Source organism: Micromonospora sp. CNZ286, assembly GCF_014207755.1.
Genome location: NZ_JACHIZ010000001.1, coordinates 816,176 through 833,954 on the forward strand (window position 1 = coordinate 816,176; position 17,779 = coordinate 833,954).

Consider the following 17,779-nt stretch of genomic DNA (forward strand, 5'->3'; position numbering starts at 1 on the left):
GCCGGCAGGGCGGGGGTGCCGATGACGGCCGAAGGAGACACCGGTGACGCCGGGATCCTCCCGGACACCGGCCGGGCGATCGGGTTCAGCGACGCGGTCTTCGCCATCGTCATCACGCTGCTGGTGCTGGACCTGCGGGTGCCCGAGACGGCGCCGGGCGGGATGCTGCGCGCGCTGCTCGACCAGTGGCCGGTCTACCTCGCCTACGTCACGTCCTACCTGTACGTGGCGGTCAACTGGCTGAACCACAAGGGGACGTTCCACCGGGTGCGCTGCGCCGACCGGGGACTGCACTGGGCGAACCTCGGCGTGCTGTTCAGCGTGGCGCTGCTTCCGTTCGTCACCGCGCTCGTCTCCCGGGCCGTGGAGGAGGGCGACGTCTTCGACGAGCGGGTCGCGGTGTCCGCGTACGCGCTGGTCGGCGTGATCCTGTCGATCACCTGGTTGTGGCTCTACCACTACCTGAGCCGGCACCGGGAGCTGCTGGAGCCGCACGTCCCCGCCCGGTTCTTCGAGGCCGAACGCGTCCGGGCGCTGCTCGGCGTCCTCGCGTACGCCATCGCCGGTCTGGTGGGCGCGCTGCTGAGCGTGCCGGCGGCGCTGGTGGTGCTCCTGCTGCTGCCGCTCTTCTACGGGTTGTCCAGCAACGGCTTCTACGACCTGCGCCGGCGCCTGCGCCACCGGCGGTGACGCCCGCGTTACCCCGCCTGTGGCGGCGGGTAGACGGCGGTGCCGACACCGAGAGGGGAGCACCATGACAACGGTCGGAGAGTTCATGACGACCCGGTTGGTGACGATGGACGGCAACGACACGCTGATCGCCGCGGCGCAGGAGATGCGCGACAGCGCCATCGGCGACGTGGTGGTGACCGACGGCGACAACGTGGTCGGGATCGTGACGGACCGGGACATCGCGGTACGGGGCGTGGCCGAGAACATGGACCCCACCGCCACCCGGCTCAACCAGATCACCAGCAAGGACGTGGTGACCGTCAGCCAGAACGACGACGCCGTGGCCGCCGCCGACCTGATGCGCACGTACGCGGTCCGCCGCCTCCCGGTGGTCGACGACGGCCGGCTGGTCGGCCTCATCTCCATGGGTGACCTGGCGGTGGAGCGGGAACCCCAGTCGGTGCTCGCGGACATCAGCGCCGACGACCCCAACAACTAGACCTGTCCGCCGCGGTGACGCCGGCCCCCGGTTCGGGGGCCGGCGTCGCGCGTCGCGACGGTGCCGCCCTCACCCGGTTCGGGCGAGGTTGGCCCCGGACCGGGTGGGGACACGGAGCTTCGACAGGTGGACCGCGGATCGCGGGAGGAGTGGCCCGGATGGTGGACATGACCACGAGATTCTTCGAGGACCTGGACCGGCGGGGGTTCGAGCCGTTGCTGGTCAAGACATCCGGAACGCTCCGCTTCGACCTGCACGAGGGCCCGCACACCACGCACTGGCTGCTGGAGATCGATCGGGGCAACCTGCGGGTCCGGCAGGAGGACGGCGGGGCGGACACGGTGGTCGGCACCGAGCCGCGCCTGTTCGCCGAGCTGGTCGGCGGCGAGGAGAACGCCATCGCGGCGCTGCTGCGCGGCGACATGACAGTCGTCGGCGACCTGCGGCTCGTGCTTCAGGTCGAGCGGGTCTTCCCCGGCCCGCCGGACTCCCGCGGACCGCATCACACGTTCAGCGGGAGGGGTGCCTGATGCCCGGCAGCAACTCCGTCCGGATCCTGGACGGCAACACGTTCGTGGTGTGCGAGGACACCGGCGACATCGAGGCCACACCGAGCGAGCCGACCGGATTGTTCTCGCTCGACACGCGGTACCTGTCGAAATGGGTGCTCACGATCAACGGCGAGCGGCTCAACGCGCTGTCCTACGACGACCTCCAGTACTACGAGGCCCGGTTCTTCCTGGTGCCCGGCATGGCCACGCACTACATCGACGCGAAGCTGTCGGTCATCCGGGAGCGGGCGGTCGGCGGCAGCTTCCGCGAGACGCTGACCATCCTCAACCACGACGAGAAGCCGGTCGACCTGGAGATCCGGATGGACGCCGGATCGGACTTCGCCGACCTGTTCCAGGTCAAGGACGAGATCCTGAACAAGAAGGGCGAACACTACGCCGAGGCCGAGTCGGACCGGCTGCGCCTGGGCTACCGGCGGGGCAACTTCCGGCGCGAGACGCTCGTCTCCGCCAACCAGCCGGCCCGCTACGACCAGCGCGGTTTCGCCTGGAGCATCCGGCTGGAACCCAACGAGCAGTGGGAAGCGGTCATCGACGTGCAGACGTTCGCGATCGGCCCCGGCGGCCGGGACCTGCGGATGGGGCTGCGCGCGCACGGCACCGAGCGGCTCGCGCTCCAGCACGACCTGGAGGAGTGGATCAGCCGGGCACCGAAGCTGAACAGCGAGCACGAGGAACTCGCCGCGACGTACCGGCGGAGCCTCGTCGACCTCGCGGCGCTGCGCTTCTCGCCGCTGTCGCTCGGCGGGCAGACGGTGCCCGCGGCCGGCCTGCCCTGGTTCATGACCATGTTCGGCCGGGACAGCATTCTCACCTGCCTCCAGGTGCTGCCGTTCGCGCCGGAGATGTCGAAGACCACGCTGCGGATCCTCGGCGCGCTCCAGGGCACCCGGTTCGACGACTTCCGGGACGAGGATCCGGGCCGGATCCTGCACGAGATGCGGTACGGCGAGACCGCCGCGTTCGAGGAGCAGCCGCACTCGCCGTACTACGGCTCGGTGGACGCGACGCCGCTGTTCGTGGTGCTGCTCGACGAGTACGAGCGGTGGAGCGGCGACGGCGCGCTGGTCAAGGAGCTGGAACGGGAGTGCCGGGCGGCGTTGAAGTGGGTCGACGACTACGCCGACCTGCTCGGCAACGGCTACATCTGGTACGAGCGGCGCAACACCGACACCGGCCTGGAGAACCAGTGCTGGAAGGACTCGTGGGACTCCATCTCGTACGCCGACGGCACGTTGCCGCCGTTCCCGCGGGCCACCTGCGAGGTGCAGGGGTACGCGTACGACGCGAAGATGCGGGCCGCCCGGATGGCCCGGTTGTTCTGGGACGACCCCGCGTACGCCGATCAGCTGGAACGCGAGGCGGCGGAGCTGAAGCGGCGCTTCAACAACGACTGGTGGGTCGCCGACCGAGGCTTCTACGCGCTCGCGCTGGACCCGGACGGGCGTCAGTGCGACGTGCTCAGCTCCAACATGGGCCATCTGCTGTGGAGCGGGATCGTGGACGACGAGCGGGCGGCGAAGGTCGCCGAGCATCTGGTCGGTCCCCGGCTCTGGTCGGGCTGGGGGGTGCGGACGCTGGCCGAGGGCGAGGTCCGCTACAACCCGATCGGCTACCACAACGGCACGATCTGGCCGTTCGACAACTCGTTCGTCGCCTGGGGTCTGCGCCGGTACGGCTTCGCCGAGGAGGCCGCCACGGTGGCCAACGGCATCCTCGACGCGGCCACCTACTTCGACGGCCGGCTGCCGGAGGCGTTCGGCGGCTACCCGCGCGAGCTGACCAAGTTCCCGGTGGAGTATCCGACCGCGTGCAGCCCGCAGGCCTGGTCCACAGGGGCGCCGCTGCTGCTGTTGCGCACCATGCTCGGTCTGGAGCCGCACGAGCAGCACCTGGCTGTCGACCCGCGGCTGCCGGTGGGCATGGGGCGGATCGAGGTGCTGGACATCCCTGGTCGCTGGGGCCGGGTGGACGCGTTCGCCCGGGGCCGGCTCAACATCGAGGAGCTGGCCGACTGAGCCGGCTCAGTGCCCGGGCGGCGACGCCGTGTGCGCCTCGTTCGGCGGGAGCAGGCAGAACTCGTTGCCCTCCGGGTCGGCCAGCACGGTCCAGCGCGGCAGCTCGCGGACGACTGTCGCGCCCGCCTCCAGCACCGCGGCCCGCTCCTCGGCGTCGCCGACCAGGTCGAGGTGGATCCGGCCGGGCTCCGGCAGCACGTCGGCGGGGCTGATCCACAGGTCCGGACGCCGCCCGTGCGGATCGCGCAGCAGCACCGCCTCGGTCGGCGCGAGCGTGCCCTCGGCGAGCTTCACCCGGTCCGCCTCGACCACCGGGAGCCCGGTGACCGCGCTCCAGAACGGGGCCAGCAGGTAGGGGTCGCGGCAGTGGATGACGATCGCGGCGAGATCGGGCATGCCTCGAACCTAGTCGCCCGCGACGGCGGGCAGGACGCTGTCCAGGAACGCGGCGGCAGCCGCGCGCAGGTCGGGCCGGGCCAGGTCGAGCGCGTGCCCGCCGTGGGTGAGCCACAGGTGCGCCGGGTGCCCGGCGGCGAGCAGCCGGCCGGCCAGCTCGACCGGCTGGGCGGCCGGCACCGCCACGTCGTCGCGGCCCTGGACCAGCAGCACCGGCACGCCGGAGCCGAGGTGGGTGGCGACCGTCGCGTCGACGGTGGCCGGGTCACCGGCGGCCGGCGGATGGCCCAGCAGGTCCGTCCACGGGTCGTCGCCGGGGGCGCGCCGGCGCCGCTGCTCCGGGTCGAGCGGGTCGACGGGGGCCCAGTACGCGAGCACGCCCGCCACGTCGCCGGGCCGGTCCACCCCGCGCAGGCCGAGCTGGAGGGCCAGCATCCCGCCCGCCGAGTCACCGGCCACCAGCAGCGGCAGGCCGCCCGCCGCGGCCCGGGCGGCCCGGGCCGCGGCGCGGACGTCGTCGAGCTGAGCGGGCCAGCGCGCCTGGTGGGAGAACCGGTACGTGGCCTCGACCACGCGCAGCCCGAGGGACGCGAGCGCGGCCCCGTCCTCCTCGGCGCGGGCCCGCCAGCCTCCGCCGTGGATCCAGAGCAGCACCGCGCGTTCGGTCATGACGCCATCGTCGCCGGGCCCGGGCCGGTGCGCGACCCGGGTCTGCCGAGGGCAGATCGGCCCTACGGTCGCGTAACCTACTCGGGGTAAAGTTTCGACATGTCGGAACTCGTGTACCCCCCTGTGATCACCGCCGCGAAGACGATGTTCCGGCTCCTCGACCTGCGCCTGGACGTGTCCGGCAGCGAGCACGTGCCGCACACCGGCGGCGCGGTGCTCGCGTCCAACCACGTGAGCTACCTCGACTTCATCTTCTGCGGCTACGGCGCGCACCCGGCCAAGCGGCTGGTCCGGTTCATGGCCAAGGACAGCGTCTTCCGGCACCGCGTCTCCGGTCCGCTGATGCGCGGCATGAAGCACATCCCGGTCAACCGGGCCGCCGGCGCCGGGTCGTACGCCGCCGCTGTCGGCGCGCTGCGCCGGGGCGAGGTGGTCGGCGTCTTCCCGGAGGCGACGATCAGCCGCTCCTTCACCGTCAAGGACCTGAAGAACGGCGCGGCCCGGATGTCGCAGGAGGCGGACGTGCCGCTGCTGCCGGTCGCGCTCTGGGGCACCCAGCGGCTGTGGACCAAGGGCCGCCCGCGCACGCTGACCCGCCGGCACACGCCGATCACCATCATCGTCGGCGAGCCGATGGACCCGTCCGCCTACCCGGACGCCACGGCCATGACCGCCGACCTGCGTACCCGCCTGTCGGCGCTCGTCGACCGGGCCCAGCGGGACTACCCGGACAAGCCGTCCGGCCCGGACGACACCTGGTGGCAGCCGGCCCACCTGGGCGGCAGCGCGCCGACCCCGGAGGAGGCGGTCGAGCTGGACCGGTCCGAGCGCCGCACCCGCAGCGCCTCCTGACCGCGCCCGCGCGCCCGGCCGGCCGGCCGCCCGTGACGGGGGACCGTCAGCAGGCGGAGCCGGGCTGGCCGTGGGCCGGGAAGCCGGACCACGCCCACGGCGACGCCTCGTCCTCCGGCGGACGGTAGTAGTCGTCGCGGGACAGGAACTCCACCGGCAGCGAGCCCGGCAGCGTCACGGTGCCCAGCGTCGGGCCGGGGGAGGCGGCCGCCCGGACGGCGAGGACGTCCCGTTCCGGCGGGGACAGGTCCACCAGTTCGGCGTTGGCGAGCCGGAAACCGGCCACCGAGCGGCGTACCTGCCGGGCCAGCGCGGCCACCTGACCGACCGGGCCGGTCAGCGCCAGCGCCGGCTGCCGGATGGTGCGAAGCGCGTCGCACACGATGCGCAGCTCGCCGATGCCGTCGCCCACCTCGGCCAGCTCCAGCCGGGACGGCCACTGCCAGCGGATCTGCCCGCTGACCAGGCGGGACAGCCGGACCGGACGCCGGTGCCGGGCGGCCGCCCGGCTGTCCCGCCCGGAGACCACCGACAGGTCCGAGCCGGTGCAGACGTACGCCAGCCGGCGCTCGGTCACGGTGATCGTCGCCGGGGCGGGCAGCGACCAGCAGCGGACGTCCTCGGTCGGGCCGAGCAGGTGACCGGCGACGCGCAGGACGTGCTGACCGAGCAGGCGTTCGCCCGGCTCGGGCACCAGCTCGTAACGCCGGTCGAGCACGGGACGGGTGGGGTCGTCGTCGGCGTCGAACCGATGCGGTCCGACGAAGAAGGGTGTGGCGTCCTCCGGCACGGTACGACCTCCCGATGACGGTTGGCGGTACCGGTGAGCCTGCCCGATTCCTGGGGTGACTGTCATGACACCTGTTAGGGGGTCGGCCGGTCGGCCGAAGCCTGCGACCGGTAGATGCCGATATCTTCCGGTCGGACGAGTCCGTCCTCGATCGCCCGGGCGAGCAGCGCCGCCTTCGTGGCGGCCGGACGGCCCGCTCGGGTGTACTTGATCCGCGCACGGTCGACGTACTGCTTCACTGTGTGCTCACTGATCTGCATCCGGCGCGCCACCGACGCCTTCGACATCGACTGGAACCACAGCAGCAGCGCTTCGCGCTCCTTGTCCGACAGGGACGGACGGTCCGGACGGGCGTCACCGACCATCGCCCCGGCCAGCGCCGGCGGGACGTACGGCCGGTCGCTCGCCGCCGCCAGCACCGTGGCCACGCAGTGCTCGCGCCCCTCGTGCTTGGCCAGGAACGCGACCGCCCCGGCGTCCAGCGCGGCGAGCATGGTCTGCGGGTCGCTGTGCTCGGAGTAGACCACCACCCGGCGCCCGGCCGCGCTCAGCTCGGCCAGCTTGTCCAGCACCATCCGGCCGTGCAGGCGCAGGTCGAGCAGCACCACCTCGGCGTCCGGCGCGGCCCGCAGCACCTCGTCCGGGTCGTCGCCGGTGGCCAGCACCCGCAACCGGGGCTCGCGGGCCAGCCAGGCGCGCACCCCGTCGATCACCACCGGATGGTCGTCCACGATCGCCACCCCGATCGGGGTTCCGGCGTTCACGTCCGCCGCCAGCGGGTCTGCGTCCATCTGATCTCCCCGTCCCGCTCGTGCAGGTGTTCCACCGGCCCGTCCCCGCCGGTCGCCGGCTCGTCCGGGCCGTCGTGATCCGGTGTCACCAGGCTGACCACCACCTCGTCCTGGCCTGCTACCACTGTGAGCCGGGCCCAACCCTCGGCGGCGGCGAGCGCCGCGGTGAGCGGGTCGGCCAGCCCGCGCCGGATCTCCACCGGCAACTCCGGCGGCGTGCCGACCGACACCAGGTCGATCGGCAGTCCGTTGCGTTCGGCCAGGTCGGCCGCCGCGCGCAGTTCGTGCAGCAGCGCGTCCGGCACGTCGTCCGACTCGGCGATGAGCCGGCGCAGCCGGGCCGCCGCCAGCACCGCGCGCCGCCGTACCGCCGGGTCGGCCGGGTCGGTGTCGCCCGCCGCCAGTTCGGCCAGCACCTCCTCGGCGGTGCCGCTGACCAGTGCGAGCCGCGCCTGCCGTTCGGTGCGGGCCCGCTCGGCCGCCTCCTGCTCCGCCGCCACGGCCAGCGTCGCCGCCGCGGTCGCGGCCCGGTCCCGGGCCTGCGCGGTGATCGCCGCCGCGCCGACGAAGACCGCCACCGGCAGGGTGGAGGTGCCGTAGACGTACATCGCGGTCCGGCTCAGGTCGGCCGGGGCGGTCGCCCCGTACAGCACCACCGCGACCAGCGCGATCGTGCCGTGCGCGGCGAGCATGACCAGCAGCCGGCGCACCGGCCGCTGCCAGAGCACCAGCAGGAAGAACCAGGCCAGGCCGCCCCACACCCAGTTGGCGGTGCTGAACAGGAACCGCTCGCCGGCGCCCGCGACCACCGCCGCGTCGACCACCAGCAGCGCCAGTGCCAGCGGCCCGGCCGCCGGCAGCCCGCCGCGCAGCAGGCGTACCCCGGTGCCGACCCCGACCAGCGCGGTCACCAGCCAGCCTGCCGCCACCACGGCCGGGGCCGCCATCCCCTGCCCGGCCCGCAGCACGGCCGGCAACGCGACAGCCAGGTGCCAGGCCGCGGCGATGACGATCGCGGCGACCCGCGCGCCCCGGTCCGACGCGTCGGCCACCGCGTGCGCCTCCGGCGGAGCGGCTGCCGCCCCGGAGTGCGCAGCCGCCCGCGGCCGGGGCAGCGGGCGCAGCGCGGGGGCGGCCGTCACCGCCGTGCCCGACTCACTCGACATCGGACCACTCCAGCCGAATCCGGGTGCCGGCGCCAGGGGCGGAAGTCACCACCGCCCGGCCGCCCACAGTGCTCATCCGCCCGTGGATCGACTCGCGCAGCCCGTACCGGTGGGCCGGGACCGTGGACGGGTCGAAACCGGGACCGTCGTCGACCACCTCGACCACGACGGTGCCGCCCTCGCGGGCCAGGCGCAGCGACGTGGCCGCGCCCGGCGCGTGGCGGGCCACGTTCGCCAGCGCGGCGGCGGCGCTGTCGGCGAGCGCCGTGGCGACCTCCGCCGGCAGCCGGCACGGCGCGAGCGTCGCGGTCACCGCGAGCCCGGGCGTCCCGGCCAGCACCTCGCGCAGCCGTTCGTCCAGGTCGGTCTCGCCGGGCGCGGTCGCGGTCCGCGCGCCCGCCAGGGCGGTGAGGGTACGCAGATCGTCCGCGCACCGCTCGCGCAACGTCGCCGAGTCGGGTACGGCGCCGAGGCCGACCATGGTGAGCGTGCCCAGGACGGTGTCGTGCAGGTCGCGGTTCTGCCGCCGTTCGTCCTCGCGGGCGGCGCGTGCCACCACCGCCTCGTGGGACAGCCGCTGGTAGTCGGCGAACGCGGCGTCGGCGCGGGCGATCCGGCGGCGCATCACCGCTGTCATCACCGCCGCGCTGCCGGTCTGCACCAGCAGCGTCCCGGCGTGCGCCCGCGCCTCGACCGGGTTGCCGGCCAGCGTGGTGCCGGTGACGTACGCGGCGGTGACCAGCAGGCCGGCCGGCACGGACCAGCGGGCCGGGGCGGTGGCCTGCGCGTTGATGACTGTCGAGCTGGCCAGCACCGCGACCCAGCTGGCCTCGCCCGGCAGCACCTCCGGCGCGACGAGCCACGGGACGGCGAGCGCGGCGGCGGTGGTCAGCGCCACGTCACCGGCGACCAGCGCGCCGCCGATGCCGTGCCGGAACGCGCGGAACGCGTACCAGACCGACCAGGCGGTCAGCACGACGACCGCGGGGATCAGCAGCGCCACCCGCACCGGCGGCGTACGCACCGCCAGCGCGACCACCGCGCCGACCAGGCCGCAGGTGAGCCGCAGCAGCGCCGGCAGGGTGGTGAAGATCAGGCTGAACGCGTCACCCGCCGGGCGGGCCAGCGGGGCCCGTGACAGAGGCATGGCGGCAGCGACCGGCATCGGGGGGATGTCCTTCCGGCAGCGACCCGGCCGGGTCCGCGCGGCATAGATTGACGCTGGAGAATAACATGGTTTGTCGCAACTGGTCACCCTTGGTGCTTGACGAGTTTCGCTCCGGCGTAAAGCAGCCGGCTCTCCGGCCCGTCGGTCAGCGGCGCGCGGCGGCGAGCAGGTGGGCGCTGGCACCGAGGATCGCGGCGTCCCGCTCGAACGTCTCGGCGCAGGCCACCGCGTCGGCGAACAACCGCTCGTGCGGCCCGGTGCCGAGCGCGTTCAGCAGCGGCCACAGCGGACCCTCCACCCCGTACACCTCCGGGTTGGGCAGTCCGGCCGCGACGAAGTCGGCGACCAGTTCCTCCGGCCGGTGGAAGAACGCGGTGGTGAAGCCGGTGGCCGGGTCGTTCACCCCGGTCTCGTACTGGGCGCGCAACGACCGCCGGTTGTCCTCGTCGAGGCGGCCCTGCACGCTCAGGTCGATCAGCGCGGCGTGGCGGCTGATCGCCGCCGCCACGATCGTCCCGCCCGGCCGGGTCACCCGCGCCGCCTCGCGCAGCGCCGCCACCCGGTCGGCCTGCCGGGGAAGGTGGTAGAGCGGGCCGAGCAGCAGCGTCGCGTCCGCCGCCGCGTCGGGCGACGGCACCGCGCGGGCGTCACCCACCGACGCCGTGACCAGCGGGTACGCCGACCGTGCCGCCGCCACGTGCGCGGGCACCAGGTCGACCAGGTGCACGCGGTAGCCGGCCGCCGCGAGCGGACCCGCGTACGCCCCGGGACCGCCGCCGACGTCCAGCACGTCCGCCGGTGCGGCGGGCAGCAGCCGGGCGAGCAGATCCCGGGTACGCCGTGCCTCCAGCCGGCCCTGCGGCGACCCGTCCAGCCGGTCGGCCTCGGCGTAGACCTCGGTGTAGTAGCGACTGATGTCCGGTTCGGCTGGGCGGTGTGCGGGCATCGATCGATGGTCGCCGAGAAGCGGAGCCGCAGCATCCGGTTTACGGTTGCCGGTGTTTCCTACCCTGCGGGGTATGGCATACCAGCCGGCCATGGTGCCGCCGAAGAAGTCCAAGCGAACCTTGTTCATCGTGCTCGGCGTGGTGCTGGCGATCTGTTGCTCCGGCGGGGTGCTCGCCGGCTTCTTCCTCTTCCGGGCCGTGCAGGAAGCCACCGGCCCGGCCCGGTCCACAGCGGAGACCTACGCCGAGGCGATCGTCGACCGCGACTATCCCGCCGCATACCGGCAGTTCTGCTCCTCGGTGCGCGACCGGGTCAGCGAGGCGGACTTCACCCGGCAGCAGTCCTCCCAGCCGGAGTTCACCGGCTACGAGATCACCGGGCTGAACGTGTCGAACAACAACGGGCGGGTGAGCGGGTCGACGACCATCCGCTTCACGCCTTCGGTCGGCACGAACGTGACCCAGTCGTTCCCGATGGTCAAGGAAGACGGCGAGTGGCGGATCTGCGAGTGAGCCGGTCGCGTGCCGCCGCGTGACACCTGATCCACTTGTCGCATGGCCTCATCTCCCGCCACACCGCTCCCGCCGGCCGTCGAGGACCGGCTCGCCCGCGAGCGCAACGTCTGGCTCTGCACGCTGCGCCGTGACGGCTCCCCGCACGTCACGCCGGTGTGGTTCGTCTACGCGGACGGCGTCTGGTGGATCGGCTGCGAGGGGCGCAGCGTCAAGGCCCGCAACGTGACGGCCGACCCCCGCGTCTCGCTCGCCCTGGAGGACGGCGTCCACCCGGTCGTAGCGGAGGGCGAGGCCCGTGTACACCGCACCGGCTTCCCGCCCGAGGTCGTCGCGGCGTTCGCGAAGAAGTACGGCGGATGGGACATCCGGCAGCCGGTCACGCCGGACGGTGAGCGGGTGCTGCTGGAGGTGCCCGTCCGGCGGTGGCTGCTCGCCGGAACGGCACGCTAGTCCCCGGAGAACCCCCAGTAGGAGATCTCGTTCCGGGCACCCGCCTCGTAGTCCAGCGACGCACGCGATCATGCCCGAGACCACCGACGAAACCGGCGGGTCACCGCGGTCGGGATTCCTGTGCCACTCTCTGCGCCATGCGTCTGTCGTCGAGCCTGGGAGCCGCCGCGGTCGTGGCCGGCCTGCTGTCGGTCGGGGCGGCGCTGCTCGCCATGCCGGACGCGTCGCTGCTGTGGGCAGCGGTCACCCTGGCGGCCCTGTGCGGCCACGCGCTCACCACCTCCGGTACGCCCCGGGTGCGGCGGGGCGTCGCGGCCGGTGCCGGGGTGTTCGCCCTGGTGGCGGCGAACCTGCTCCGGCATCGGGGATGGGGGACGGACGCGGGCGACCTGGCCCGGGGCCAGGCGGCGGCGAGGGCGTACCTGCTGGAGCACTGGCAGGACGGCATGGACCGGCAGCGGCTCATCGCGTGGGGCCTCGTTCTCGGCGTACTCCTGCTCGCGGTCGCCGTGTCGGCGCTGCCGGCACGCGGCGGGCGGCTGGGTGTGGCGACGACGGTCCTGGCGGTGGCAGTGGTCGTCTGGTGCGGGCTGAGCGTGGCGTCGAAGCCCGGCGAACCGCCGCTGCTCGACCTGTTCGCCGCCGTGTGGCCGGGGTTGCTCGCCGTGCTCGTCACCGCCGGGTTGCTCGCGTCGTCCGGGTGGCGGAGCGACCGGCACGGACTCCTCCCGACCGGGATGATCCTGCTGGCGCTGGTCGCCGTGAGGGCCTGCTCGGCTCTCGCCTCCGCGTGGGCGACCTGGTGGACCCTGGTCGAGCCCGCCGAGGACGCCTTCCTGCAACCGGGGCTCATGATCAGCGTGGGTGCTCCGGCGGCCAGTGCCATCGAGGTCTCCTCGGCCGTGGAGATGGCTGTCGCTCTGGGCGGCGCGGGGCTGGCCGTCGCCGGCGCACTGCGTGCCCACCGCGAGACCGAGGGCCGCTGAGACCTGCGGCGTCCGGCGGGCCGCGCCTACGGGTGGGTGTCGGTGATCGCGATGACCTCGTCGAGGCGGTCCAGCGCGGCCCGCAGCTCGTCGACCCTGGCCTGGATGCGCTCGCGCTCGGCGCGCAGCATGGCCCGCTGCGCCGGGTCGGTGTGCCCGGAGTCCCAGCACGGCAGGAGTTCCGCGATCCGGCTGCTGGTCAGGCCCGCCGCGTACATCTGCTGGATGAAGCGGACCAGCGTGACCGTGTCCGGCCGGTAGAGGCGCTGGCCGGACGGGCTGCGCCTGGGGAAGAGAAGACCCTGTTCCTCGTAGTAGCGCACCGCGCGCACCGAGACACCGGCGCCGCGAGCCACCTCCCCGATGCGGATCAGCGGCTCGGGCACGGTGACTCCTCTCACCCCGGTCTCGGCGATCAACACTTGCCTCTGACGTCAACGTCAGGTTTTAGCGTACCGGGCATGGACATCACCAACTCGGTAGCCCTCGTCACCGGCGCCAACCGCGGCCTGGGCCGCGCCTTCGCCCAGCGCCTGCTCGAACGCGGCGCCCGCAAGGTCTACGCGACCGCACGCCGGCCGGAAACCGTCGACCTGCCAGGGGTCGAGGTGCTGGCGCTCGACATCACCAGTCCCGCATCGGTGCGTGCCGTCGCCGCTGCCGCCCCGGACGTCACGCTGCTCGTCAACAACGCCGGGATCCAGACCGGCACCGACCTGGTGGCCGGTTCGCTGGACGCGCTGCGGCACGAGGTGGACACCAACGTGCTCGGCCACCTGGAGATGATCCGGGCGTTCGCGCCGGCGCTCGGCCGCAACGGCGGGGGCGCGATCGTCAACGTGCTCTCCGCCATGTCGTGGTTCGGAACCAGAGGCGCCGGCGCGTACCACCTGACCAAGGCCGCCGCGTGGGCGATGACGAACGGCGTACGCCTGGAACTCGCCGACCAGGGCACGCTCGTGACGGCGGTGCACCTCGGCCTGGCCGACACCGACATGTCCGCCGGCTGGCCGGTGGACAAGATCGCGCCGTCCGACCTGGCCGACGCGGCGCTCGACGGCGTCGAGGCGGGTGCCGCCGAAGTCCTCGCCGACCAGTGGAGCCGCGACGTCAAGTCCCGGCTGACGCTGACGCCGGAGGAGTTCAACGCCGCGATGGACCGGGCCCTGGCGGCGCTGACGGCGGCCTGAGCGAGGTTCAGCCCGCCCTGTTCGGTGGGCGCCTGATGTGCCTCGTGTTCTGCCCCCAGCCGGGTCGTAGCCTCGGTCGGAAGAAGGTGCCAGCCGCTACGGTGGCCGACGTGAGCGACGACGTGCCTGTAGTCGAGGTGGTGCCCTACGACCCGGCCTGGCCCGAGCGATTCAGGATCGAAGAACGGCTGTTGTCGGAGGCGCTTCCCGCGGCGCTGAGCGTCGAGCATTTCGGCTCCACCAGCGTCCCCGGCCTGGCTGCCAAACCCGTCATCGACATCCTGGTGGTGGTGCCTGAGGTAGGTGCGGTGGTCGCCGACGTCCGGCCACTTGAGCAACTCGGGTACGCCTATCGTCCGTTGGCCTTCCCGGACGACGATGAGCACTTGTTCTTCGCGAAGGACACGGCCGGAAAGCGAAGCCACCACCTGCACGTTTTCGGAGTCACGTCGCAGGTGCCGGAGGCGAACCGAGTCTTTCGCGCCTACCTCGCGGCCACCCCGGACGCTGCCCGTCGCTACGAGGCGGCAAAGAGGCGTGCAGCCGCGCTGCATCCCCACAGTCGGGCCCAGTACGGCGCAGCAAAGGAGAAGGTGTTTGCGCAGTTGTCGGCCGAGGCCCGGCTGTGGAGCCGATCCGCAGGTCGCCAGTCGGCAGAGGGCTAGATCTGGACGGGGTGCGCCTGCACGGCCCGCGGTGGACGGTCGGCCCGTCCGTCGCCGTCGAGGAGCGATGGCGCTCGCGTACCGGTCGCGGCTGTACTCTCCCGGTCGTGACCGCCTTCGACGCGGAAGCCGATCTCAGCGGGGACTGGGCTTTCCGCCTCATGAGCAATACGCCGGTGACTCTGTTCTGGCGTTCGCCGATCCTCGATCGGACGACCGGATGGCTACGCGATCACGGCTACCAGGTCACCCACCTGGACGCCTCCGGCTGGACGACCGAGGAGGCCATGCACCGGGACACGGCCGCCGTGCTCGGGTTCCCCGGCTACTACGGGCACAACCTCGACGCCCTCAACGACTGCATGCGCGACGTGGTGAGCCAGGAGTACGGGTGGACGCCCCAGGCGGCCGGCCTCGTCCTCGTGTTCACCGGCTACGACACGTTCGCCACGCACTGCCCGCGGTCCGCCCAGATCGTGCTGGACACGATGGCGCGCCACTCCCGAAGCGCAAGCCTGATCGGCCGCCGTCTCATGTGTCTCGTGCAGAGCAACGATCCGCAGATCCGGTTCCAGCCGGTCGGCGCGGTCCCCGCGCTCTGGAACGACGCGGAGTGGGCGGACGCCAACCGCCGACCGGCCTGACCGGGAAGCTTCCTTTCGACCGTCGGTGGCGGAGCGGCCTGCGAGAAGCGGTCGCCGTCAACCGGCGAGGTGACCGGTGGCCCGCAGCAGCGCCCGGGAGAAGCGGTTGAGATCGGCACCGGCTAGCTGCGGTGGGGTGAACCAGTCCAGCTCACCGATCTCGTCGTGGTCGGGGACCGGCTCTCCGTCGGCGATGGTCGCCTGGTAGACCGCCGTGACGTAGGCGACGCGGTCGCCGTTCGGGTAGGTCACCTCGTAGTCGGGGCCGCCGAGCACGTCCAGCAGCCGCGGCCGGTTGATCCGAACGCCGATCTCCTCGCGGATCTCACGCACGGCCGCCTGGGCCGGCGACTCTCCGATGTCGACCGCGCCGCCGGGCACCGCCCACCCGTTCCCGTCCTCGGCATGACGTACCAGCAGGATCCGTGCGCGTTCGTCGACGACGACGACCGACACCGACGGCATCTGGATCAACTCGTGGCCGATCACCGCCCGCAGCCGGGCCACGTACGACGAGACGGCCATCAGGGCACGGTAGTCGCTGAGGGGACGCTCGTCATGGACCGGCGTCAGAGCCGGCGGATTCGTCTGCCGGGCGGACGGGTTCGAACACCCCGTTCTCGTTCACCCGCCAGCGCGAGTGGGCACCGCCTGGTTGTTCCAGCACGCGTCGCACCTGGCCGGCGTCGTCCAGTCGAAATGAGCTGGGCTTGTGGAAACAGAGGATCCCGTCGAGATTCGTCGGGCGCAGTCCGAGCCTGGTCAGCAGGTGTTCCGCTGCGTCGCACGTATCCGCGGTCGGTACGACGTACGCCCGCCCGCGGTCGTTCTCGCAACAGCTACGCGTGTCGCAGACAGCCCAGAGGCTGGCCATGAGTCCGGCAAGGCCCGCATCGACACACGCCTCCCTGCCGTGCGCCCGGAGGTGAATCTGGCGGTGCTTGGCGGCGATGAGGCCGCCGTTCGTCTTCTGGCACGTCGGACACAGCGGGTATGGCCCAAGCACGACCGGCACCACTACCTCCAGAGCCCGGGAGGTGGAGAGTCGAGTCCCACACTTCTGGTGTGGAGCGTAGTGGCCTGCGCCGAGCGCCCACCTACCCGACGTTCAGCCGGGGCCACGTCAGCGCCGCCCGGTTGCTCGCCCGCGTTAACGTGCCCCGTGATCGTATGGCTCAACGGCACCCACGGCGCGGGCAAGACGACGACCAGTGTGCTCGTGCAACAACTGATCCCGGATTCACGGGTGTTCGACGCCGAGAAGGTCGGCGAGGCACTCATGGACATCACGCCGGGGTTGCCCGCGACGGACAACTTCCAGCACTGGCCGCCGTGGCGGCATCTCGTCGTCGAAACCGCCCGCCGCGTGCTCGACTACACCGGCGGCACGCTGGTGATGCCCATGACCGTCCTGGTGGAGCAGTACTGGCGCGAGATCAGCGGGGGCCTTGCCCGACACGCCATACCGGTAAGGCATTTCGTCCTCCACGCCGACCAGGACACCCTCCGCAGGCGTATCGAGAGGGAACATCCCGTCCCCTCCCCGTTCCGCCTCAAGTACCTCGAGCCCTACGCCGAGGCGGCCCGCACGTGGCTGCATGCCGAGGCCGAGGTCGTCGACACCACGCACCTCACGCCCGCCCAAGCAGCCCGGCAGATCGTCCTTCGAGCTACCGGCCGCGGTTCAGGAACTGTCGTGGCAAGACCTGACGACTGCTACTGACGGTCGTTGCTGCGGCCACCGCTGTACGGGCCGTGGTGATCGTCTCGACCGGAAGCCACAACCCGTTGACCTGGGTGGTGAGGGTGCGCCCGGCAGGATTCGAACCTGCGGCCTTGGGATTAGAAGTCCCCTGCTCTATCCGCTGAGCTACGGGCGCGCGCCGACGGTCGTCGCGCCAAGAGGGTACCGCCGCTCCCCGCGTGCCCGGGGGTACGGGTCGGCGCGTCCGTTCCGCCCCTCAGCGTCCCACGCCGGGGCCCGGACCGGCACCACAGTTGCGGCGGGTCCGGCGCGGGCCGGGCGGGACGCGATCCGTACCCTCGTCGGATGCAGCTCGACCAGGAAACCGAGAACGAGATCGTCTTCGAGCTGTGTCAGCTCCTCGGACGGGCCATCCTGCCCCTCACCGGCTCGGACGGCCCGGGCACACCGCCCGACGTCCTCGGCACCGCCTTCTTCTACAGCGAGCTGGTCGGCGCCACCGACGACGGCGAGGTCGCGCACGAGTGGCTGCTCACCGCCGACGCGCTCACCGACCGCGCGTACGGCGAGATCGGGTTGCGGCCGAGTGTCACCGACCCGGCCGAAGGGGCGGACGAGCCGATCGACCTGCCCGGTTTCTCCGACCACTGGCTGCACCTGCCGGAACTGGGGCTCGCCGCGATGCCGACCGGCGGTCTGCACGGCTGGGCCGACGACCGGGGCTGGCGCTGGCGTACCCAGCATGTCACCGAGGCGGTGGCCGCGCCGGCCGACTCGGTCGCCCGGATCGGCGCGGCGCCCGCGTCGGCGTTCGTGCTGGCCCTGGGCGTCGGCGACGGCGGGGCGCGGCCGTTGGAGGCGGTCGTCGAGCGGGTCGCCCGGGACGGCGGCGAGGTGCGGGTCACGACAGAGCTGCCCGCGGGCTACGTGGGCGCGCCGGTGTTCGCGGTCGAGGCCGGGCCGGACGGCGGGCCCGCGCTGCGTTGTCTCGGCGTGGTGCTGCCGCCGCAGGCCGGTGGCCATCCGATCGCCACGTTCGACCGGATCCGCGCCGCGCTCACGGCGGTCGTCGCCGACTGAACC

The 17,779-nt window shown here is 72.8% G+C and carries 22 protein-coding genes and 1 tRNA gene; 13 read left to right on the forward strand and 10 right to left on the reverse strand.

Features of this window, described 5'->3' with window-relative positions; all coding sequences use genetic code 11:
• Nucleotides 1-21 precede the first annotated feature (21 nt).
• The 4 genes from FHX31_RS03895 to FHX31_RS03910 all read left to right on the forward strand — a co-directional run bounded on the left by FHX31_RS03895 (nt 22) and on the right by FHX31_RS03910 (nt 3,761).
• Nucleotides 22-690 carry a TMEM175 family protein gene (locus FHX31_RS03895; RefSeq protein WP_013475428.1) on the forward strand — a complete coding sequence of 223 codons (669 nt, stop codon included), beginning with the start codon at nt 22-24 and terminating at the stop codon, nt 688-690.
• Between the two features lie 64 nt (nt 691-754).
• A complete protein-coding gene (locus FHX31_RS03900) occupies nt 755-1,171 on the forward strand; it encodes a CBS domain-containing protein (RefSeq protein ID WP_013475429.1) in 417 nt (138 codons plus the stop codon).
• 158 nt (nt 1,172-1,329) lie between these two features.
• Nucleotides 1,330-1,701, forward strand: a complete 372-nt coding sequence (locus FHX31_RS03905; protein ID WP_013475430.1) for an SCP2 sterol-binding domain-containing protein — start codon at nt 1,330-1,332, stop codon at nt 1,699-1,701.
• Entirely contained in the window at nt 1,701-3,761 is a 2,061-nt protein-coding gene (locus FHX31_RS03910; RefSeq protein WP_013475431.1) for an amylo-alpha-1,6-glucosidase, read from the forward strand. Before FHX31_RS03905 ends, FHX31_RS03910 begins: the two co-directional genes overlap by 1 nt.
• A 6-nt stretch (nt 3,762-3,767) precedes the next feature.
• Here FHX31_RS03910 and FHX31_RS03915 read toward each other — a convergent pair whose 3' ends face one another.
• Together FHX31_RS03915 and FHX31_RS03920 are read right to left on the reverse strand one after the other, a co-directional pair.
• Nucleotides 3,768-4,157 carry a VOC family protein gene (locus FHX31_RS03915; RefSeq protein ID WP_013475432.1) on the reverse strand — a complete coding sequence of 130 codons (390 nt, stop codon included), beginning with the start codon at nt 4,155-4,157 and terminating at the stop codon, nt 3,768-3,770.
• 9 nt (nt 4,158-4,166) lie between these two features.
• Nucleotides 4,167-4,826: an alpha/beta hydrolase gene (locus FHX31_RS03920; protein ID WP_013475433.1), complete on the reverse strand. Its 660-nt coding sequence runs from the start codon at nt 4,824-4,826 to the stop codon at nt 4,167-4,169.
• 99 nt (nt 4,827-4,925) lie between these two features.
• Here FHX31_RS03920 and FHX31_RS03925 point away from each other — a divergent pair, with 99 nt between their 5' ends.
• The gene (locus FHX31_RS03925; protein ID WP_184975128.1) at nt 4,926-5,678 is read left to right on the forward strand and encodes a lysophospholipid acyltransferase family protein; all 753 of its coding nucleotides are present in this window, start codon (nt 4,926-4,928) and stop codon (nt 5,676-5,678) included.
• Between the two features lie 46 nt (nt 5,679-5,724).
• Here FHX31_RS03925 and FHX31_RS03930 read toward each other — a convergent pair whose 3' ends face one another.
• From FHX31_RS03930 to FHX31_RS03950, 5 genes are all read right to left on the reverse strand, one after another.
• The gene (locus tag FHX31_RS03930; protein ID WP_030271290.1) at nt 5,725-6,468 is read right to left on the reverse strand and encodes a hypothetical protein; all 744 of its coding nucleotides are present in this window, start codon (nt 6,466-6,468) and stop codon (nt 5,725-5,727) included.
• A 74-nt stretch (nt 6,469-6,542) separates the two neighbouring features.
• Nucleotides 6,543-7,259, reverse strand: a complete 717-nt coding sequence (locus FHX31_RS03935; RefSeq protein ID WP_013475435.1) for a response regulator transcription factor — start codon at nt 7,257-7,259, stop codon at nt 6,543-6,545.
• Nucleotides 7,229-8,425 carry a hypothetical protein gene (locus FHX31_RS03940; protein WP_123110054.1) on the reverse strand — a complete coding sequence of 399 codons (1,197 nt, stop codon included), beginning with the start codon at nt 8,423-8,425 and terminating at the stop codon, nt 7,229-7,231. The genes FHX31_RS03935 and FHX31_RS03940 overlap by 31 nt, the downstream gene beginning before the upstream one ends.
• Nucleotides 8,415-9,590, reverse strand: coding sequence for an ATP-binding protein (locus tag FHX31_RS03945; protein ID WP_184975131.1), 1,176 nt, complete (start codon nt 9,588-9,590; stop codon nt 8,415-8,417). The genes FHX31_RS03940 and FHX31_RS03945 overlap by 11 nt, the downstream gene beginning before the upstream one ends.
• A gap of 148 nt (nt 9,591-9,738) precedes the next feature.
• The gene (locus tag FHX31_RS03950) at nt 9,739-10,539 is read right to left on the reverse strand and encodes a class I SAM-dependent methyltransferase (RefSeq protein ID WP_013475438.1); all 801 of its coding nucleotides are present in this window, start codon (nt 10,537-10,539) and stop codon (nt 9,739-9,741) included.
• A gap of 73 nt (nt 10,540-10,612) precedes the next feature.
• Between FHX31_RS03950 and FHX31_RS03955 the strand changes: the two genes are divergently transcribed.
• From FHX31_RS03955 to FHX31_RS03965, 3 genes are all read left to right on the forward strand, one after another.
• Nucleotides 10,613-11,053 (forward strand): Rv0361 family membrane protein, encoded by a 441-nt coding sequence (locus tag FHX31_RS03955; protein WP_013475439.1) that lies wholly within the window; start codon nt 10,613-10,615, stop codon nt 11,051-11,053.
• A 42-nt stretch (nt 11,054-11,095) separates the two neighbouring features.
• A complete protein-coding gene (locus FHX31_RS03960) occupies nt 11,096-11,506 on the forward strand; it encodes a TIGR03618 family F420-dependent PPOX class oxidoreductase (RefSeq protein ID WP_013475440.1) in 411 nt (136 codons plus the stop codon).
• Between the two features lie 137 nt (nt 11,507-11,643).
• Complete coding sequence (locus tag FHX31_RS03965) at nt 11,644-12,492, forward strand: hypothetical protein (protein WP_013475441.1); 849 nt, start codon at nt 11,644-11,646, stop codon at nt 12,490-12,492.
• Nucleotides 12,493-12,518: 26 nt separating this feature from the next.
• Here the strand turns inward: FHX31_RS03965 and FHX31_RS03970 are convergent, their stop codons facing one another.
• Nucleotides 12,519-12,878, reverse strand: a complete 360-nt coding sequence (locus FHX31_RS03970) for a MerR family transcriptional regulator (protein WP_013475442.1) — start codon at nt 12,876-12,878, stop codon at nt 12,519-12,521.
• Nucleotides 12,879-12,953: 75 nt separating this feature from the next.
• On the opposite strand from FHX31_RS03970, the gene FHX31_RS03975 reads away from it, so the two are divergent.
• From FHX31_RS03975 to FHX31_RS03985, 3 genes are all read left to right on the forward strand, one after another.
• A complete protein-coding gene (locus tag FHX31_RS03975) occupies nt 12,954-13,682 on the forward strand; it encodes an SDR family oxidoreductase (protein ID WP_013475443.1) in 729 nt (242 codons plus the stop codon).
• A gap of 110 nt (nt 13,683-13,792) precedes the next feature.
• Entirely contained in the window at nt 13,793-14,347 is a 555-nt protein-coding gene (locus tag FHX31_RS03980; RefSeq protein WP_162881447.1) for a GrpB family protein, read from the forward strand.
• A 107-nt stretch (nt 14,348-14,454) separates the two neighbouring features.
• On the forward strand, nt 14,455-14,991 hold the full coding sequence (locus FHX31_RS03985; RefSeq protein WP_041784549.1) for a barstar family protein: 537 nt from the start codon (nt 14,455-14,457) through the stop codon (nt 14,989-14,991).
• A gap of 57 nt (nt 14,992-15,048) precedes the next feature.
• Here FHX31_RS03985 and FHX31_RS03990 read toward each other — a convergent pair whose 3' ends face one another.
• On the reverse strand, nt 15,049-15,516 hold the full coding sequence (locus tag FHX31_RS03990; RefSeq protein WP_013475446.1) for an NUDIX domain-containing protein: 468 nt from the start codon (nt 15,514-15,516) through the stop codon (nt 15,049-15,051).
• A gap of 637 nt (nt 15,517-16,153) precedes the next feature.
• Here FHX31_RS03990 and FHX31_RS03995 point away from each other — a divergent pair.
• Nucleotides 16,154-16,714: an AAA family ATPase gene (locus FHX31_RS03995; protein ID WP_013475448.1), complete on the forward strand. Its 561-nt coding sequence runs from the start codon at nt 16,154-16,156 to the stop codon at nt 16,712-16,714.
• A gap of 84 nt (nt 16,715-16,798) precedes the next feature.
• On the opposite strand, the gene FHX31_RS04000 is transcribed toward FHX31_RS03995, so the two are convergent.
• A tRNA-Arg gene (locus FHX31_RS04000) sits at nt 16,799-16,871 on the reverse strand.
• A 170-nt stretch (nt 16,872-17,041) separates the two neighbouring features.
• Here FHX31_RS04000 and FHX31_RS04005 point away from each other — a divergent pair.
• On the forward strand, nt 17,042-17,776 hold the full coding sequence (locus FHX31_RS04005; RefSeq protein WP_013475449.1) for a hypothetical protein: 735 nt from the start codon (nt 17,042-17,044) through the stop codon (nt 17,774-17,776).
• The last annotated feature ends 3 nt before the right edge of the window (nt 17,777-17,779 follow it).

Coding starts and splice junctions, on each gene's coding strand:
- FHX31_RS03925 (WP_184975128.1), top strand. CDS start 4,926: ATGTCGGAACTCGTGTACCCCCCTGTGATCACCGCCGCGAAGACGATG.
- FHX31_RS03950 (WP_013475438.1), bottom strand. CDS start 10,539: ATGCCCGCACACCGCCCAGCCGAACCGGACATCAGTCGCTACTACACC.
- FHX31_RS03895 (WP_013475428.1), top strand. CDS start 22: ATGACGGCCGAAGGAGACACCGGTGACGCCGGGATCCTCCCGGACACC.
- FHX31_RS03990 (WP_013475446.1), bottom strand. CDS start 15,516: ATGGCCGTCTCGTCGTACGTGGCCCGGCTGCGGGCGGTGATCGGCCAC.
- FHX31_RS03920 (WP_013475433.1), bottom strand. CDS start 4,826: ATGACCGAACGCGCGGTGCTGCTCTGGATCCACGGCGGAGGCTGGCGG.
- FHX31_RS03940 (WP_123110054.1), bottom strand. CDS start 8,425: ATGTCGAGTGAGTCGGGCACGGCGGTGACGGCCGCCCCCGCGCTGCGC.
- FHX31_RS03905 (WP_013475430.1), top strand. CDS start 1,330: ATGGTGGACATGACCACGAGATTCTTCGAGGACCTGGACCGGCGGGGG.
- FHX31_RS03955 (WP_013475439.1), top strand. CDS start 10,613: ATGGCATACCAGCCGGCCATGGTGCCGCCGAAGAAGTCCAAGCGAACC.
- FHX31_RS03975 (WP_013475443.1), top strand. CDS start 12,954: ATGGACATCACCAACTCGGTAGCCCTCGTCACCGGCGCCAACCGCGGC.
- FHX31_RS03935 (WP_013475435.1), bottom strand. CDS start 7,259: ATGGACGCAGACCCGCTGGCGGCGGACGTGAACGCCGGAACCCCGATC.
- FHX31_RS03910 (WP_013475431.1), top strand. CDS start 1,701: ATGCCCGGCAGCAACTCCGTCCGGATCCTGGACGGCAACACGTTCGTG.
- FHX31_RS04005 (WP_013475449.1), top strand. CDS start 17,042: ATGCAGCTCGACCAGGAAACCGAGAACGAGATCGTCTTCGAGCTGTGT.
- FHX31_RS03900 (WP_013475429.1), top strand. CDS start 755: ATGACAACGGTCGGAGAGTTCATGACGACCCGGTTGGTGACGATGGAC.
- FHX31_RS03965 (WP_013475441.1), top strand. CDS start 11,644: ATGCGTCTGTCGTCGAGCCTGGGAGCCGCCGCGGTCGTGGCCGGCCTG.
- FHX31_RS03945 (WP_184975131.1), bottom strand. CDS start 9,590: ATGCCGGTCGCTGCCGCCATGCCTCTGTCACGGGCCCCGCTGGCCCGC.
- FHX31_RS03915 (WP_013475432.1), bottom strand. CDS start 4,157: ATGCCCGATCTCGCCGCGATCGTCATCCACTGCCGCGACCCCTACCTG.
- FHX31_RS03960 (WP_013475440.1), top strand. CDS start 11,096: ATGGCCTCATCTCCCGCCACACCGCTCCCGCCGGCCGTCGAGGACCGG.